Genomic DNA, 15,703 nt, shown 5'->3' with positions numbered 1-15,703 from the left:
TTGCTATACATCTAGGTTTTCAACGTATTTCGCATTGGCTTCGATGAAGTCACGACGCGGCTCTACTTTATCTCCCATCAGGGTTGTGAAGGTCAGGTCGATCTCTGCGGTTGCTGCCTCGTCCATGGTGACACGGCGCAGGATTCGTTTCTCCGGATCCATAGTGGTCTCCCAGAGCTGTTCCGCATCCATCTCGCCCAGTCCTTTGTATCGCTGGATCTTGTTACTGGAATCACGGCCTACTTCTGCCAGAATAGCATTCAGCTGTTCATCACTGTATGCGTACCATACTTTTTTGTTTTTCTCCAGTTTGTATAATGGCGGCTGTGCCAGATATACATAACCCTGTTTGATCAGTTCCGGCATAAAACGATACAGGAACGTCAGCAGTAAGGTACTGATATGCGCACCATCCACATCGGCATCGGTCATGATAATGATCTTGTGGTAACGCAGTTTTGTGATATCGAAGTCTTCATGGATACCCGTTCCGAAAGCAGTGATCATGGCTTTGATCTCAGCATTTCCATAGATTTTATCCAATCTCGCTTTCTCCACGTTCAAAATTTTTCCACGCAGTGGAAGGATTGCCTGTGTCGCACGGCTTCTTGCGGTCTTGGCAGAGCCACCGGCGGAATCACCCTCTACGATATAGATTTCACAGTTTTTCGGATCTTTATCGGAACAGTCTGCCAGTTTTCCGGGAAGGGACATTCCCTCCAATGCGGTTTTTCTTCTGGTCAGATCACGGGCTTTACGGGCTGCCTCACGGGCACGCTGTGCCAGCAGGGATTTCTCGCAGATGGTCTTTGCAACAGTCGGATTCTGCTCTAGGAAATAAGTCAGCTGCTCACTTACTACGCTGTCCACTGCACCACGTGCTTCGCTGTTTCCAAGCTTCTGCTTTGTCTGTCCCTCAAACTGAGGCTCAGAGATCTTGACACTGATGATAGCAGTGAGACCCTCACGGATATCTTCACCGGAAAGTGCTGCTTCATTTTCCTTCACCAGTTTGTTTGCCTTTGCATAAGAGTTAAATGTTTTTGTCAGGGCATTTCTGAAACCGGCCAGATGCGTACCACCTTCCGGTGTCGTAATATTATTTACAAAACTGAACGTTGACTCGTTATAAGAATCATTGTGCTGCATTGCAACTTCTACATAAACACCATCACGCTCACCCTCGCAGTAGATGACGTTTTCATACAGAGCTTCTTTACTCTTGTTCAGATACTGCACGAACTCTTTGATACCACCCTCGTAATGGAAGGTTTCTGTGCGCTCCTGCCCCGGTCGTTTGTCAGTCAGAATGATGCGCAGGTTCTTGGTCAGGAATGCCATCTCACGCAGGCGCTGACGCAATACATCATAATCGTACACCGTATCCTCAAAAATGCTTCCATCCGGAGAGAAGGTTACTTTGGAACCGGTCTCTTCCACTGGGCAATCACCAACAATTTTCAACGGATACATCGTTTTGCCGCGCTCATAACGCTGCTGGTAGATATGTCCGTCTCTGCGGACCTGAACTTCCAGCCAGTTAGAAAGGGCATTTACTACGGAAGCACCTACGCCGTGCAATCCGCCGGATACCTTGTATCCTCCGCCGCCGAATTTTCCACCTGCATGTAAAATAGTGAATACAACTTCTACTGCCGGTTTCCCTGCTTTGTGGTTGATATCTACCGGAATTCCACGTCCGTTATCGATAACGGTAATGGTATCACCTTCGTTAATATCTATCTTTATCTCCGAGCAAAATCCTGCAAGTGCCTCATCCACAGCGTTATCCACAATCTCATATACGAGATGATGAAGTCCGCGGGATGACGTACTTCCAATATACATACCCGGTCTTTTTCGTACTGCTTCGAGACCTTCCAAAATCTGAATCTGATCTCCACCGTATTCTGTACTCATTCCTGTCCTCCTACTGTTCTGCTATCGTGCCTTCCCTGACGAAAAACACTTTATTTATGTGAAATCTATTTTTAACAAATTCATCCAGACCCGTACATGTAATAATGGTCTGAATATCATGGATGCTGTTCAGCAGATAATTCTGCCGGTTGCTGTCAAGCTCTGACAACACATCATCCAGAAGAAGTACCGGCGTATCATGGATCAGCTGTTTCACCAGCTCGATCTCCGCCAGCTTCAATGAAAGGGCCGATGTGCGCTGCTGCCCCTGGGAACCGTATTTCCGGATATCTGTCTCATTAATGAGAAAAGAAATATCATCCCTGTGGGGACCGTAGGAAGTCATTCCCATTTTTAAATCCTTGACACGGGCTTCCTCCATCCGGGTTGCAAAATCCTCCGCCGTTGCCGATGGTTCATATACAAGCTGCAGTGTTTCCCGGTTTCCGGAGATATTCTGATGAAGGTCACGGACCATATCATTGAGTTCCTTCAAAAACTCCTGTCTACGCTGAATAATTTTCGTCCCATAAAGCACCAGCTGCTCATCCCAGATCGGAAGCGTCGCTTCCAGATCCGGCCGGTAATGGATATCCTTCAGCAGTTTGTTGCGCTGCTGCAGGATCTTGTGATACTTTGTCAGATTATGCAGATAAATACTATCCAGCTGACTCAGTTCCATATCCATAAATCTGCGGCGTCCCGCCGGACCATCCTTGATGATATTCAGATCCTCCGGAGAAAAAACAACCAGATTCAGGATGCCGAACAGCTCCCCGGCTTTTCGGATGGGAATGCCGTTCACAGCGATGCCTTTTGCACTGTTTTTCTTCAGATGGATATCAATGCGGTTATCCACACCATTCTTCTCTACGACGGTACGGATATGCGCCTCCTCCGCGTCAAAACGGATCATTTCCCGGTCTTTGCTGCCCTTGTGGGACTTTGTCGTTCCACTGACATACAAAGATTCCAGCACATTTGTCTTTCCCTGGGCATTATCTCCGTACAAGATGTTGGTCCCGGCATCAAAAGCGATCCCCAGGGACTCATAGTTGCGAAAATTCTTTAATTCCAGTGATTTTATAATCATTTGCCGATCTGAACACTCTCTCCGTTAAATGTAATGACATCTCCTTCGTGAAGTTTTTTGCCACGCTGGTATTCTACTTCTCCGTTAACCTCTACCTGGCCGTCCTGGATCAGCATTTTTGCATCCACACCGGAGCCTACCATACCGGCAAGCTTCATGGCCTGGCCAAGTTTGATAAAATCATCTCTGATGATAACTTTTTCCATATGTCGCTCTCCTGTCTTATTCTGAAAACCTCTTCAAGAGGTTGTCTGTTATACTGTTGCCGCGTTGAAGTTGACCGGCAGAATCAGATATACATAAGTTCCCGCATCATCCTTGATAAAGCATGGAGCCTTCGGATTTACCATGTATAATGTAACTTCCTCATCGTCGATAACACGCAGTGCATCAATAAAGAATTTCGGGTTGAAACCGATCAGAAGGTCTTTTCCTTCTTTCTCGATCTCGATTTCCTCGTTCATGGAACCTACAAAGGAGTTAATCTTCAACTGCAGGCTGCCGTCCTGGATATTCAGGATGATCGGCTTCTTATCGCCTTCCCGGATCAACAGGGTTGCACGGTCAATACAGCTTAAAAACTCACGTTTGTTGATTTTTACCTTTGTATCGTAATCAGAAGAAAGCATCTGATCGATATGGAAATACTCGCCCTCGATGAGTCTGGACACTACTTTTGTCTCATCAAACTCAAATAAAATATGGTTGTCCGCAAAGAAGATATCTACCATATCCTCTGCTTCGCCGGTAAGGATCTTGCTGATCTCCTGAAGTGTCTTTCCGGGAACAACAACCTTCAGCGGGCTGTAACTTTCTTTTAACTCGATATTACGGATAGAAATGCGGTGTCCGTCCAGAGATACCACTCTCAGGCGGTTCTCATTGATTTCAAAAAGTTCACCGGTCATCAGTTTGTTTGTATCGTTATCCGCGATAGAGAAAATGGTCTGGCGGACAACATCCTTTAATGTAAACTGGGAAATGCTGATGGACTCATTTTTCTCAATATACGGAAGGTAGGAAAAATCTTCACCGGATTTTCCAACGATGTTAAACTTTGCTTTTTCACAGGTAATCGTTGTCTGAAACGTATCATCTGACTCGATGACAACATCATTATCCGGGAGTTTACGAACGATCTCGGAGAAAAATTTTGCATCCAGTGCAATGATGCCACGCTCCACGATCTCGCCCTCAATAACTGTCTCTATGCCAAGTTCCATATCATTTGCAGTCAGCTTGATCTCATTTGCCGATGCATCGATCAGAATGCAGTTGAGGATCGGCATGGTTGTCCGGGATGGAACAGCCTTGGATACGATGCTGACACCCTTTAACAGGCTTGCTTTTGAACAGATTAACTTCATAATGTGAATAACTCCTTTCAGGTATCATATCTTCATGTAATGTATCTATATATAAAATGGTTTTCGCCGTAGCCGTCTTAGGGGCTGTTGATAAGTGTATAACATTGCAACGCCTTACGCTAAGGGGGCTGCCACCATCATTCTTTTTTCTTTTGTTGTGCATAACGGGTTGGGTCAATGTGGGTTAATCTTCTTTCGAATCGTCGCCACCAGCCGTTCCACAGAAGTATCTGTGCTGATGTCATCTCCCACTTTTTTTATCCCATGAACGACTGTGGAATGATCTCTGCCGCCAACAGCTTTTCCAATGGTCTCCAGCGATGCATCTGTCATATTTTTGCACAGATACATGGCGATCTGCCGCGGTTTTGCCACATCATTGCTTCTGGATTTCGAGGTGATCTGATCCATCGTAATGCCAAAATGTTCCGCAACTACCTCCACCACCAGTTGTGGTGTCACTTCCAGCGGAATATCCGGAGAAATAATATTCTGAAGCTCCTTCTCTGCAATCTCCATCGTAATCTCTGTCTGCACCAGGTTCTCATAGGCCACAAGCTTGTTCAGTGCCCCTTCCAATTCCCGGATATTAGACTTGATGTTCAATGCAATATAGTTCAGGATCGCATCATCCAGGGAAACACCGTCCAGTTCTTCTTTTTTCCGCAAAATCGCCATCCGCGTTTCATAATCCGGCGAACCGATGTCTGCCAGAAGCCCCCATTCAAACCGTGAACGGATACGCTCTTCCAGTGTTTCCATCTCCTTTGGCGGCCGGTCACTGGATAAAATGATCTGCTTTTTTGCCACATGAAGTTCATTAAACGTATGGAAAAATTCTTCCTGCGTACTTTCTTTTCCGATAATAAATTGTACATCATCGATCAGCAGCACATCCATACTGCGGTATTTTTCCCGGAAACGGCTCATGGCCATGTTATTTCCGTTTCTGATCGCCTCAATCAATTCATTTGTAAATGTCTCTGAGGAAACATACAGAACCTTCAATGCAGGATGTGTCGATTGAATAAAATGTGCAATGGAATGCATCAGATGCGTCTTGCCAAGCCCCACACCGCCATAAATAAACAGCGGATTGTATACTTCACCGGGGGATTCTGCCACAGCAAGCGCCGCCGAATGTGCAAACCGGTTATTGTTGCCCACCACAAAGGTATCAAATGTATAGTTCGGATTCAGATTTGACCGTTCCGCTTCTTCTGTCGTAGCACGCCGTCTCGGATGCGGCGTTTTCAGTTTCTTTGCCTGTTCCGGGAGAACAAATTCGATCTCATACTCTGTGCCTGTAACTTCCGCGACCGCCACTTTAAGAGGAAGGTAATATTTCCTATTAATATAGGTCAGTCCCATCTGCTCGCCGGACACCAGGATATAGATGCGGTTATTCTGAATGGAAAAGATCTGCAACGGCTTCAGCCAGGTATTGAAGGAAATATCCGTCAATTCATGCTCTCTTTTCACTGTCAGAAGGATTTCGTCCCATTTTTCTTCGACCAGATGCATAACTCGCGTCCTTTCTTACAGTCCTGTAAAATCGCTTACAAACGATTTACAATGATACATTTGGATAGTCGTCCAATGTCTATGATAACTCAAATCGCTTCATTTTTCAATGAAAACTTCGCAATCGCACAGGAGTACACGGAGCGTAAAAAATGGATTTTCGGGCGTTTTACAGGGTTTTCTAAAAGTTTTCAATTTTCTATTGACTAGTCTGACTTTTTTTGTTATCATCGGAAATGATGCTACGAGGAATGGAGGTGTATCACAATGAAAATGACTTATCAGCCAAAGAAGAGACAGAGAGCGAAAGTTCACGGTTTCAGAAAAAGAATGAGTACAGCAGGCGGAAGAAAAGTTTTGGCCGCTAGAAGATTAAAAGGAAGAAAAAAATTAACAGCTTAGGCCACAACGTTTGTGGTCTTTTCTTCTCTTTTTAAACATTTTTGAACAAATTGTTATGAAATCAGAGGACAGGAAATTATGCATTTTTCAGAATCATTAAAGAAAAACAGAGATTTCCGGACAGTTTACCGGGATGGAAAATCTTATGCAAACAGACTGTTGGTTATGTATACGCTGAAAAATGACTCGGACAGAAACAGATTAGGAATTTCCGTTAGTAAGAAAGTTGGTAACAGTGTTGTACGGCATCACATTACCAGATTAGTAAGAGAAAGTTACAGACTGCATGAAGAGATGTTCCATAGTGGTTGGGACATTGTAGTCATCGCAAGGGCAGGCGCAAAAAACGCATCATATCACGAAATCGAATCCGCATTGCTGCACTTGGGAAATCTTCAAAAAATCATGAACCCCGAAGAAAAGAAGATGGAATCACATTGAAAAAAATATTGATTTTTTTAATAAAATGGTATCGTAAATACATTTCTCCGATGAAAACCACGAAATGTCCGTATTATCCTACCTGCTCCACCTACGGGCTGGAGGCAGTAGAGAAGTATGGGGCATGGAAAGGTGGATTGCTTGCGCTCTGGCGCATTTTACGCTGTAATCCGTTCTCTAAGGGTGGCTACGATCCGGTTCCATGATTATAGGAGGCAACCAGATGGATTCCTTATTTTTACTTACACAAAATTCAGGTAAGATTTTAGGACCAATCGCAAAGGTACTCGGTTACCTTATGAACGCAATCTACGTATTTATGGACAAGTTTTTAAACATCCAGAACGTAGGTCTGACAATCATTGTATTTACGATTGTTATTTATTTTTGCTTACTTCCGCTTACTTATAAGCAGCAGAAGTTCTCAAAAATGTCACAGATCATGAATCCTGAAATTCAGGCAATTCAGAAAAAGTATAAAAACAGAAGAGATCAGGCATCCGTTCAGGCTATGAACGAGGAGACACAGGCTGTTTACCAGAAATACGGTGTATCCCCTTCCGGAAGCTGTATCTTTATGATCATCCAGCTCCCGATTCTGTTTGCTCTCTATCGTGTTATTTACAACGTACCGGCATATATCACAAACGTCAAAAACACGTTTGACGGTCTTGTAACCGGTATTATGGGCACCGCCGGATACCAGGATACCATGAACAGTTTCCTGACTTCCGTGTCAGAAAAGAACTCTGTATTCCGTGGTATTACCCTGAACTTCTCAGGTACCAGCCAGCAGGCTCATGACTCTATCATTGATGTTCTTTACAAATGTACCAGCAATAACTGGACTTTATTGCAGGATAAATTCAGCGGTTTATCCGATGTTATTGCAAGCACGCAGTCTGCAGTAGAGCATTTTAATAACTTCCTCGGAATCAATATCGTATATTCTCCGAAGACCATTATCGCTACAAGTTTCCGTGAGGGACACTATGTGCTGATCATCCTTGCTCTGCTCGTACCGATCCTTGCTGCTCTGACTCAGTTTCTGAACATCCGTCTGATGCCACAGGCAGCAAACAATGGCGGACAGCAGGAAGCTATGGCCAGCCAGATGAAGATGATGAACTACATGATGCCGTTATATTCTGTATTCATCGTATTTTTCCTTCCGGTCGGTGTTGGTATCTACTGGATCGCAGGTTCCGTTATCCGAAGCTTACAGCAGTTCCTGCTGAATAAGCATTTCGACAAGATGGATCTTGAGAAAGTTATCAAAGAGAACCAGGCAAAAGCCGCAGCAAAGAACAAAAAGAAAATCGAGAAAAAAGGTGTAGCCGGTGAGCAGATCGCCAATGCTGCAAAAGTTAATACCCGTAATATCCAGTACAAATCCATGGCAGACAAAGCAGCTTCCGTCAGCCACAAGGACACCACACCGGATACAGGTAAAAAATACAAAGAAGGAAGCATGGCTTCCAAAGCAAATCTTGTAAAAGATTTCAACAACAAAAATACAAAATAGGGAGGGCATTGTGATGGATTTTATCGAATTTACGGGAAAAACCGTTGATGACGCACTTACAAATGCACTGGTTGAATTCGGTGTTACAAGTGATCAGATCGATTATGACGTGCTGGAAAAAGGCAGTTCAGGATTCCTTGGATTTAACAGTAAACCGGCAAAAATCAAAGCCCGCAAAAAATATACCGTTGCAGATCACATCAAAAATTTCCTTTCCCAGGTATTTGCTGCCATGGGACTGGAAGTTGAGATTCTGATCAACGCTTCCGCTGAGGAAGAAAATGTATACGATGTAGAACTGAAAGGTGCTGAAATGGGCGTTCTGATCGGAAAGCGCGGTCAGACACTTGACTCTCTTCAGTATCTTACAAACCTCGCCATCAACAAACACTCTGATACATACACCAGAGTAAAACTTGATACTGAGGATTACCGTAAGAGAAGAAAAGATACACTGGAGAATCTGGCAAAAAATATTGCTTACAAGGTAAAACGTACCAAAAAGGCCGTATCCCTGGAGCCAATGAATCCATTTGAAAGACGGGTCATTCATTCTGCACTGCAGAATGACCGTTATGTATCTACACACAGTGAAGGGGACGAACCTTACAGACACGTTGTGATCACATTAAAAAGACAGTAATTTGTGCTTTTATTATTATTCTAAATTTGATTTGGGTGTTTTAACACCAAAATCGTGATTACACGGATTGTTCCGTGCTTTTGACACTGTAATCTAAATTTAAAAACTTTCAGACGAAAAGGATGCGGACACGGATAATTTTCTGTATCAGCTGCAAGCATGACCACGTTGAAAATCAACCTACCGTCCGGCATCCTTTTTTTCCTGAAAGTTTTATTTACGTTATAGAATAAAACTACTATAATAAAAAACATAGGTACCTTGAAACGTAAATTTTTTATTTAGCTTGAGAGATGAAGAAAGAATATGAAAACTGATACTATTGCAGCGATTGCAACCGCCATGTCAAATTCCGGTATCGGAATCGTCCGCATCAGCGGTGACGAAGCATTGGATGTTGCTGACCGCACTTTTCGTCCAAAAAAGGGAAGCCGCAAGGTTTCTGATATGGAAACTCATACCATTCATTATGGCTATGTGACAGATGGTGACGAAGTGATCGATGAAGTAATGCTTCTGATCATGAAGGCACCCCGCAGTTATACCTGCGAAGATACCATCGAGATTGACTGTCACGGTGGTGTACTGGTTATGAAAAAAATACTGGAAACAGTTTTAAAATATGGTGCCCGCCCGGCAGAACCGGGAGAATTCACCAAACGAGCATTTTTAAACGGACGGATTGATCTGTCCCAGGCAGAGTCCGTAATCGATGTGATCAACGCTCAGAACGAACTTGCACTGAAGAGTTCCGTCAGTCAGCTGCAAGGCGCTGTCCTGGAAAAAATAAAAGCGATCCGCGCGGTTGTGCTACACGAGATTGCCTTTATCGAATCCGCACTGGATGATCCGGAGCATGTATCACTGGAGGGCTATCCGGAGCAATTGCATGAGATCATGAGTGATGCTCATTCCAAAGTGAAGAAACTGCTGGATTCCTCTGACAATGGCAAGATGCTCAAAGAAGGGATTAACACCGCTATTGTCGGAAAACCGAATGCCGGGAAATCCTCCCTGCTGAATATTCTGGTGGGAGAGGAGCGTGCCATTGTTACCGAAATTGCCGGTACGACACGCGATATCTTACAGGAACAGATTCAGATTGGCGGCATCGGTCTGAATGTCATCGACACCGCCGGTATCCGGGACACCGAAGATATTGTTGAGAAGATCGGTGTCAACAAATCAAGGGAATATATTGAAAAAGCAGATTTGATCATCTATGTAGTTGATTCCTCCACAGAACTGGATGAAAACGATCAGGAAATCATCGAAGCCATCCAGAATAAGAAAGCAATTGTACTGCTGAACAAATCTGATCTGGATGCAAAAACAGATGCTTCTGTATTACAGACACAGTTAAGCAAACCAATCCTTTCCATTTCTGCCAAAAACAACACTGGGATCCATGAACTGGAAACGCTTATTGAAGAAATGTTTTTCAGTGGAAAGCTATCTTTCAATGATGAAGTATATATCACAAATATCCGCCAGAAAAATGCTCTGGCAGAGGCTCAGAACAGTCTGAAGATGGTATTACAGAGCATTGCAGATGGAATGCCGGAAGATTTCTTTACCATCGATATGATGAACGCTTATGAGGCTCTTGGCACGATCATTGGTGAATCTGTAGGAGAAGATCTGGTGAATGAGATTTTCAGTAAATTTTGTATGGGCAAATAATGCATCACCACTATATATGAGGAGGAATATATGCCAGTTGTAAAGGAAAATTACGATGTTTGTATCGTCGGCGCAGGCCACGCAGGTTGTGAAGCAGCCCTGGCATGCGCACGGCTCGGACTGGAAACCATTCTTTTTACCATCAGCATTGAAAGCGTAGCTATGATGCCCTGTAACCCGAATATCGGGGGCAGTTCCAAAGGACACCTGGTACGCGAAATTGATGCGCTGGGCGGTGAAATGGGTGTCAATATCGACCATACGTTTATCCAGTCTAAAATGTTAAATAAATCAAAGGGACCTGCCGTACATTCTCTGCGTGCACAGGCGGATAAGGCAGATTACAGTGCCAGAATGAGACAGGTATTGCAGAACACTGACCACTTAACCCTGCGCCAGGCAGAAGTTACAGAACTGATGGTAGAGAACAAAGTGATCCGTGGTGTGAAAACGTTTTCAGGTGCGGAATATTATGCAAAAGCAGTCGTATTGTGTACAGGTACTTATCTGAAAGCCCGCTGTCTCTACGGTGATGTGGTAAACTGCACCGGTCCAAACGGCCTGCAGGCTGCAAATCATCTGACGGATTCTCTGGTAGAAAATGGAGTGGAAATGTTCCGTTTCAAAACAGGTACACCGGCACGTATTGATAAACGTTCTGTTGATTTTTCAAAAATGCAGGAACAGTTTGGCGATGAGAGAGTTGTACCATTTTCATTTACCACTGATCCGGAAAAAGTACAGATTGATCAGGTAAGTTGCTGGTTAACTTATACAAATGAAAAGACACATGAGATCATTCGGGATAATCTGAGCCGTTCGCCACTGTTTTCCGGAATGATTGAGGGAACCGGTCCGCGCTACTGTCCGTCTATCGAGGACAAAGTCGTTAAATTTGCCGACAAGAACCGCCATCAGGTATTCATTGAACCGGAAGGTATCCACACCAATGAAATGTATATCGGCGGTATGTCCAGTTCTCTTCCGGAGGATGTACAGTATGCTATGTATCATACAGTACCGGGACTCGAACATGTCAAGATTGTAAGGAATGCATACGCAATTGAGTATGACTGTATCAATCCACGTCAGTTGTATCCGTCCCTGGAGTTCAAGGAGATTTCCGGTCTGTTCAGCGGCGGGCAGTTCAACGGAAGCTCCGGATATGAAGAGGCTGCCGCACAGGGGCTGATCGCCGGTATCAATGCAGCTATGAAAATAAAAGGAAAGGACCCACTGATTCTTGACCGTTCCGAATCCTATATTGGCGTACTCATTGATGATTTGGTTACTAAGGAAAACCATGAACCATATCGTATGATGACTTCCCGTGCAGAGTATCGTTTGCTGCTCCGTCAGGATAATGCAGATCTGCGTCTGACCAGACACGGATACGAAGTTGGTCTGATTCCACAGGAACGCTATGACTATGTTGTTAAGAAGGAGCAGCTGATCAAACAGGAAGTGCAGCGTGTAGAAAATGTACACCTGGGAGCTTCCGGTCCAGTACAGAAACTGATGGCACAATATAACAGCCAGCCTTTGAATACAGGAACTACACTGGCTGAGCTGATCCGCCGTCCGGAACTGAACTATGATATTCTGGCACCGGTGGATCCGGAACGTCCACACCTGACACCGGATGTCTGCGAACAGATAAATATCAACATTAAATATGACGGTTACATCAAACGCCAGATCAAACAGGTAAAACAATTCAAAAAACTGGAAAGCAAGAAACTGCCACCGAATTTTGATTACACCCAGATCAGCGGACTTCGTATGGAGGCACAGCAGAAACTGAATCTGTACCAGCCAATCTCCATCGGACAAGCTTCCCGTATTTCCGGCGTTTCACCAGCAGATATCTCCGTTATTTTAGTATATCTGGAGCAACTACACTATCAGCAGAAAAGAGAACAGGATAAATAAACTATGAGTTATGATCTGGCCAAATTCAAACATGGTCTGGAAGAGTTACGAATCACTCTGACCGATCATCAGATAGAACAATTTTTACAATATTACGAAATGTTGGTGGAAAAAAATAAGGTGATGAACCTCACCGGTATTACGGAATATGAAGAAGTCATTCAGAAACATTTTCTGGACAGCCTCTCTCTGATCCGGGTCATCCCGACTCTGGCTGAACAGAATTTCAAAATCATTGATCTTGGAACCGGAGCAGGTTTTCCGGGGCTTCCATTAAAAATTGCATTTCCGAATCTTGAGATTACATTGATGGATTCCCTGAACAAGCGAATCAACTTTTTAAATGAAGTAATCGACAAGCTCGGATTGGAGAAGGTAACTGCGGTACACGGAAGGGCAGAAGAAATGGCAGCTAATATCACGCACCGACAGCAGTATGATCTCTGTGTTTCACGTGCGGTATCCAACCTTGCTGTACTGTGCGAATACTGTCTGCCATTTGTTGCAAAAGGCGGTACTTTTGTATCATACAAATCTGCTGATTCAGATGCGGAGATTCAGGAAGGAAAGAAGGCTATTTCCATTCTTGGTGGAAAATTAATCAACATTGACAAATTCAAATTACCGGATTCTGATTTAGGCAGAGCATTGGTATGCATTAAGAAAGTAAAGGATACCCCAAAAAAATATCCTCGAAAAGCAGGTACGCCGGCAAAGTTGCCGCTGAAATAGTAGATTCTATAAATTTCTATCTAATGGGAAAGGGACGGCAGAAATGTTTCACGTGAAACATTTCTGCCGTCCCTTTTCGTAATACGTCTTATTCCCAGCATTTACATCCGGCTGTTAAAATCCGTTAATACACGCTTTATGTAAAGCATTCATTCGCAATCCGCTTTCGCTACTTGCTCATGAACGCAGTCGCTTTGCGCCCCATCAGTGGGAGTTTTTAGTTTCCACTGACATAAGCATTCCCCCGCTTAGTGCTCTACGCACTTAAAGCGGGGGAATGCTCATTCTGCGTTCAATTATGCATGCAGAAAAATATTTACCAGCTTCACAAATTTGTCTGGTGCCTCCAGCTGTGGAAGACATGTAGTATTTGGAATATATGCATCTTCGATTGCCGGATTAAACTCTTTGTAATCATTGATGACATCCTCAATGTAAGGATGTTCTTTTCCACCAATCAGGCAAATGCTGTTATTAATTTTCTTAATAGCAGATACAATATTAATATTTGTATAATAACTCTTAATGCTGGCCAGCAGATATTTGCCACCACCGTCACCAATATGTGCAGACTGATAATACGTATGAATCAACTTCTGTGGAACCAAATGTCCTTTATAATAGTAATTGTTTACAAAAGCATCAATAATCTGATTTCTGCTGACTGCCATATTATAAATAAAGGTTCCAATAATTGGAAGTTCAATCAGGAATTTGAGCATATTTTTTCTACGTCCGGGTGCTTTTGCCAGTTCATACAAATCAGTCGGGCAGACACCAACAATATGATCGTAGTATTTTGACTCCATCTGGCATGCCATCACTACAAAAGAAAGAGAATCACCAGTTGCAATAACATCTGTTTTTTCATTAATTACATTCGAAATAAACTCATTCATTAACTGTACATACAGATAATTTGTATATGTCATATTCGGTTTTTCAGAACGTCCGCATCCTAACAGATCAATAGCATATACGGTATGATTTTCTGCCAGTTTTTTCGTTACAGCTTTCCACTCATAAGAAGAAGCTGTAGGATCCAGATCATGAATCAGAAGAACCGGTTTTCCTTTACCACTTTTCGTGTAATAAATGTTTCCATATTTCCAATGATAATATTTACCACCGCTTGGCAGGTAATCTGTCATATGTGAAAAAACACTGATCAGCTTGTTTATAATAATAATCAGACCAGATACGATACATAATAGTAATGCAGAATTTTTAATATGCTTTTTCATCAATAAACCCCTTTCGTACTAATTTTCTTACTCTTTATATTATAATGCATTGACTGCTCAGATACAAATACTTTTCCATGATATCTATTATTATTTTATAAAACTGAAGTGAAAAGTTTATTTTATAAAGAGTACAACTTTTACGGCGCATCACTCGCATATGAACACTTTTGCAAACGACACGCATGGAATAATACAGTTCCATAATATTATTTACGACAAATAAGAGCTTCTTTCATTAATTTTTTATAAATGTTTCACGTGAAACATTCTTTTCTCTGGATATCTAATTTAAAAAGTGATATACTCGTTTAAGTGATACGTCGAATACATTTTATATTCGGCACAGTAGACATATCAATATAGCATTTGTTTCCACTTCTATATTAATATGATACGAGTATAAATTAACAGGAATGAGGAAAAGTATGGGAAGAATTATCGCAATCGCAAATCAGAAAGGCGGAGTTGGAAAGACAACAACGGCAATCAATCTTTCCGCATGTTTGGCAGAAGCCGAGAAGAGAGTACTTACCATTGATATGGATCCGCAGGGTAATACCACCAGCGGACTTGGTATAGACAAAAACAATTGTGAAAATACCATTTATCAGCTGATTTTAGGAGAATGCTCTTTTGATGAAGCACTGATTCATACGGAGTTTGAATATCTGGATTTAATTCCGTCAAACGTAAATCTGGCCGGTGCAGAAATCGAATTACTGAATATTGAAAATCGTGAATATGTACTGCACAATGAAATCGAAAAAATCAAAGACAATTATGACTTCATCATTATTGACTGCCCTCCTTCCTTAAATATGTTGACGGTAAATGCCATGACCACCGCCTCAACTGTTTTAGTGCCGATCCAGTGTGAGTATTATGCATTGGAAGGTCTTTCACAGTTGATGTATACGATCAATCTTGTACAGGAACGTCTGAACCCATCTTTACACATGGAAGGTGTCGTATTTACTATGTATGATGCCCGTACAAACCTCTCTCTGCAGGTTGTCGAAAATGTCAAAGAGAATTTGGATACTACAATCTACAAGACCATCATTCCAAGAAATGTACGTCTTGCAGAAGCACCAAGTCATGGAAAACCAATTAACATATACGACAGCAAATCCACAGGTGCAGAAAGCTATCGCTTACTTGCACAAGAAGTAATTGACAGAGAGGACGATTAAA

The 15,703-nt window shown here is 42.8% G+C and carries 15 protein-coding genes; 9 read left to right on the top strand and 6 right to left on the bottom strand.

The window, feature by feature from the left end; genetic code table 11:
• Positions 1–3: 3 nt before the first annotated feature.
• The 5 genes from gyrB to dnaA all read right to left on the bottom strand — a co-directional run bounded on the left by gyrB (position 4) and on the right by dnaA (position 5,904).
• Positions 4–1,920 (bottom strand): DNA topoisomerase (ATP-hydrolyzing) subunit B, encoded by a 1,917-nt coding sequence (gene gyrB / locus ACIRUQ_RS14210; protein ID WP_021738087.1) that lies wholly within the window; start codon positions 1,918–1,920, stop codon positions 4–6.
• A gap of 10 nt (positions 1,921–1,930) precedes the next feature.
• Complete coding sequence (gene recF / locus ACIRUQ_RS14205) at positions 1,931–3,013, bottom strand: DNA replication/repair protein RecF (protein WP_055289894.1); 1,083 nt, start codon at positions 3,011–3,013, stop codon at positions 1,931–1,933.
• Positions 3,010–3,219 carry an RNA-binding S4 domain-containing protein gene (locus tag ACIRUQ_RS14200; protein ID WP_021738089.1) on the bottom strand — a complete coding sequence of 70 codons (210 nt, stop codon included), beginning with the start codon at positions 3,217–3,219 and terminating at the stop codon, positions 3,010–3,012. The genes recF and ACIRUQ_RS14200 overlap by 4 nt, the downstream gene beginning before the upstream one ends.
• Positions 3,220–3,267: 48 nt before the next feature.
• A complete protein-coding gene (gene dnaN / locus ACIRUQ_RS14195; protein ID WP_055289893.1) occupies positions 3,268–4,380 on the bottom strand; it encodes a DNA polymerase III subunit beta in 1,113 nt (370 codons plus the stop codon).
• A gap of 174 nt (positions 4,381–4,554) precedes the next feature.
• Positions 4,555–5,904: a chromosomal replication initiator protein DnaA gene (dnaA, locus tag ACIRUQ_RS14190; RefSeq protein ID WP_021738091.1), complete on the bottom strand. Its 1,350-nt coding sequence runs from the start codon at positions 5,902–5,904 to the stop codon at positions 4,555–4,557.
• Positions 5,905–6,171: 267 nt separating this feature from the next.
• On the opposite strand from dnaA, the gene rpmH reads away from it, so the two are divergent.
• The 8 genes from rpmH to rsmG all read left to right on the top strand — a co-directional run bounded on the left by rpmH (position 6,172) and on the right by rsmG (position 13,262).
• On the top strand, positions 6,172–6,306 hold the full coding sequence (gene rpmH / locus ACIRUQ_RS14185) for a 50S ribosomal protein L34 (protein ID WP_021738092.1): 135 nt from the start codon (positions 6,172–6,174) through the stop codon (positions 6,304–6,306).
• A gap of 78 nt (positions 6,307–6,384) precedes the next feature.
• Positions 6,385–6,747, top strand: coding sequence for a ribonuclease P protein component (rnpA, locus tag ACIRUQ_RS14180; RefSeq protein ID WP_021738093.1), 363 nt, complete (start codon positions 6,385–6,387; stop codon positions 6,745–6,747).
• Positions 6,744–6,953: a membrane protein insertion efficiency factor YidD gene (gene yidD, locus ACIRUQ_RS14175; protein ID WP_021738094.1), complete on the top strand. Its 210-nt coding sequence runs from the start codon at positions 6,744–6,746 to the stop codon at positions 6,951–6,953. Before rnpA ends, yidD begins: the two co-directional genes overlap by 4 nt.
• A gap of 17 nt (positions 6,954–6,970) precedes the next feature.
• Positions 6,971–8,272: a YidC/Oxa1 family membrane protein insertase gene (locus ACIRUQ_RS14170; protein WP_055289889.1), complete on the top strand. Its 1,302-nt coding sequence runs from the start codon at positions 6,971–6,973 to the stop codon at positions 8,270–8,272.
• Positions 8,273–8,285: 13 nt separating this feature from the next.
• Complete coding sequence (gene jag / locus ACIRUQ_RS14165; protein ID WP_022035562.1) at positions 8,286–8,915, top strand: RNA-binding cell elongation regulator Jag/EloR; 630 nt, start codon at positions 8,286–8,288, stop codon at positions 8,913–8,915.
• 306 nt (positions 8,916–9,221) lie between these two features.
• Positions 9,222–10,598, top strand: a complete 1,377-nt coding sequence (gene mnmE / locus ACIRUQ_RS14160) for a tRNA uridine-5-carboxymethylaminomethyl(34) synthesis GTPase MnmE (protein WP_055289887.1) — start codon at positions 9,222–9,224, stop codon at positions 10,596–10,598.
• A gap of 30 nt (positions 10,599–10,628) precedes the next feature.
• A complete protein-coding gene (mnmG, locus tag ACIRUQ_RS14155; RefSeq protein ID WP_055289885.1) occupies positions 10,629–12,530 on the top strand; it encodes a tRNA uridine-5-carboxymethylaminomethyl(34) synthesis enzyme MnmG in 1,902 nt (633 codons plus the stop codon).
• Between the two features lie 3 nt (positions 12,531–12,533).
• Positions 12,534–13,262, top strand: a complete 729-nt coding sequence (gene rsmG, locus ACIRUQ_RS14150; protein WP_055289883.1) for a 16S rRNA (guanine(527)-N(7))-methyltransferase RsmG — start codon at positions 12,534–12,536, stop codon at positions 13,260–13,262.
• A gap of 296 nt (positions 13,263–13,558) precedes the next feature.
• Here rsmG and ACIRUQ_RS14145 read toward each other — a convergent pair whose 3' ends face one another.
• Complete coding sequence (locus ACIRUQ_RS14145; protein WP_022035973.1) at positions 13,559–14,506, bottom strand: alpha/beta fold hydrolase; 948 nt, start codon at positions 14,504–14,506, stop codon at positions 13,559–13,561.
• A gap of 428 nt (positions 14,507–14,934) precedes the next feature.
• Here ACIRUQ_RS14145 and ACIRUQ_RS14140 point away from each other — a divergent pair, with 428 nt between their 5' ends.
• Positions 14,935–15,702, top strand: coding sequence for a ParA family protein (locus ACIRUQ_RS14140; protein WP_022035410.1), 768 nt, complete (start codon positions 14,935–14,937; stop codon positions 15,700–15,702).
• Position 15,703 lies beyond the last annotated feature (1 nt).

It is taken from the genome of Eubacterium ramulus, from assembly GCF_045002895.1.
Lineage (GTDB): Bacteria > Bacillota > Clostridia > Lachnospirales > Lachnospiraceae > Eubacterium_I > Eubacterium_I ramulus.
This window is presented reverse-complemented; position numbering and strand designations above follow the sequence as displayed.

Excerpts from the sequence above, each read along its gene's own strand:
- gyrB (WP_021738087.1), bottom strand. The coding sequence starts at position 1,920 with ATGAGTACAGAATACGGTGGAGATCAGATTCAGATTTTGGAAGGTCTC.
- recF (WP_055289894.1), bottom strand. The coding sequence starts at position 3,013 with ATGATTATAAAATCACTGGAATTAAAGAATTTTCGCAACTATGAGTCC.
- ACIRUQ_RS14200 (WP_021738089.1), bottom strand. The coding sequence starts at position 3,219 with ATGGAAAAAGTTATCATCAGAGATGATTTTATCAAACTTGGCCAGGCC.
- dnaN (WP_055289893.1), bottom strand. The coding sequence starts at position 4,380 with ATGAAGTTAATCTGTTCAAAAGCAAGCCTGTTAAAGGGTGTCAGCATC.
- dnaA (WP_021738091.1), bottom strand. The coding sequence starts at position 5,904 with ATGCATCTGGTCGAAGAAAAATGGGACGAAATCCTTCTGACAGTGAAA.
- rpmH (WP_021738092.1), top strand. The coding sequence starts at position 6,172 with ATGAAAATGACTTATCAGCCAAAGAAGAGACAGAGAGCGAAAGTTCAC.
- rnpA (WP_021738093.1), top strand. The coding sequence starts at position 6,385 with ATGCATTTTTCAGAATCATTAAAGAAAAACAGAGATTTCCGGACAGTT.
- ACIRUQ_RS14170 (WP_055289889.1), top strand. The coding sequence starts at position 6,971 with ATGGATTCCTTATTTTTACTTACACAAAATTCAGGTAAGATTTTAGGA.
- jag (WP_022035562.1), top strand. The coding sequence starts at position 8,286 with ATGGATTTTATCGAATTTACGGGAAAAACCGTTGATGACGCACTTACA.
- mnmE (WP_055289887.1), top strand. The coding sequence starts at position 9,222 with ATGAAAACTGATACTATTGCAGCGATTGCAACCGCCATGTCAAATTCC.
- mnmG (WP_055289885.1), top strand. The coding sequence starts at position 10,629 with ATGCCAGTTGTAAAGGAAAATTACGATGTTTGTATCGTCGGCGCAGGC.
- rsmG (WP_055289883.1), top strand. The coding sequence starts at position 12,534 with ATGAGTTATGATCTGGCCAAATTCAAACATGGTCTGGAAGAGTTACGA.
- ACIRUQ_RS14145 (WP_022035973.1), bottom strand. The coding sequence starts at position 14,506 with ATGAAAAAGCATATTAAAAATTCTGCATTACTATTATGTATCGTATCT.
- ACIRUQ_RS14140 (WP_022035410.1), top strand. The coding sequence starts at position 14,935 with ATGGGAAGAATTATCGCAATCGCAAATCAGAAAGGCGGAGTTGGAAAG.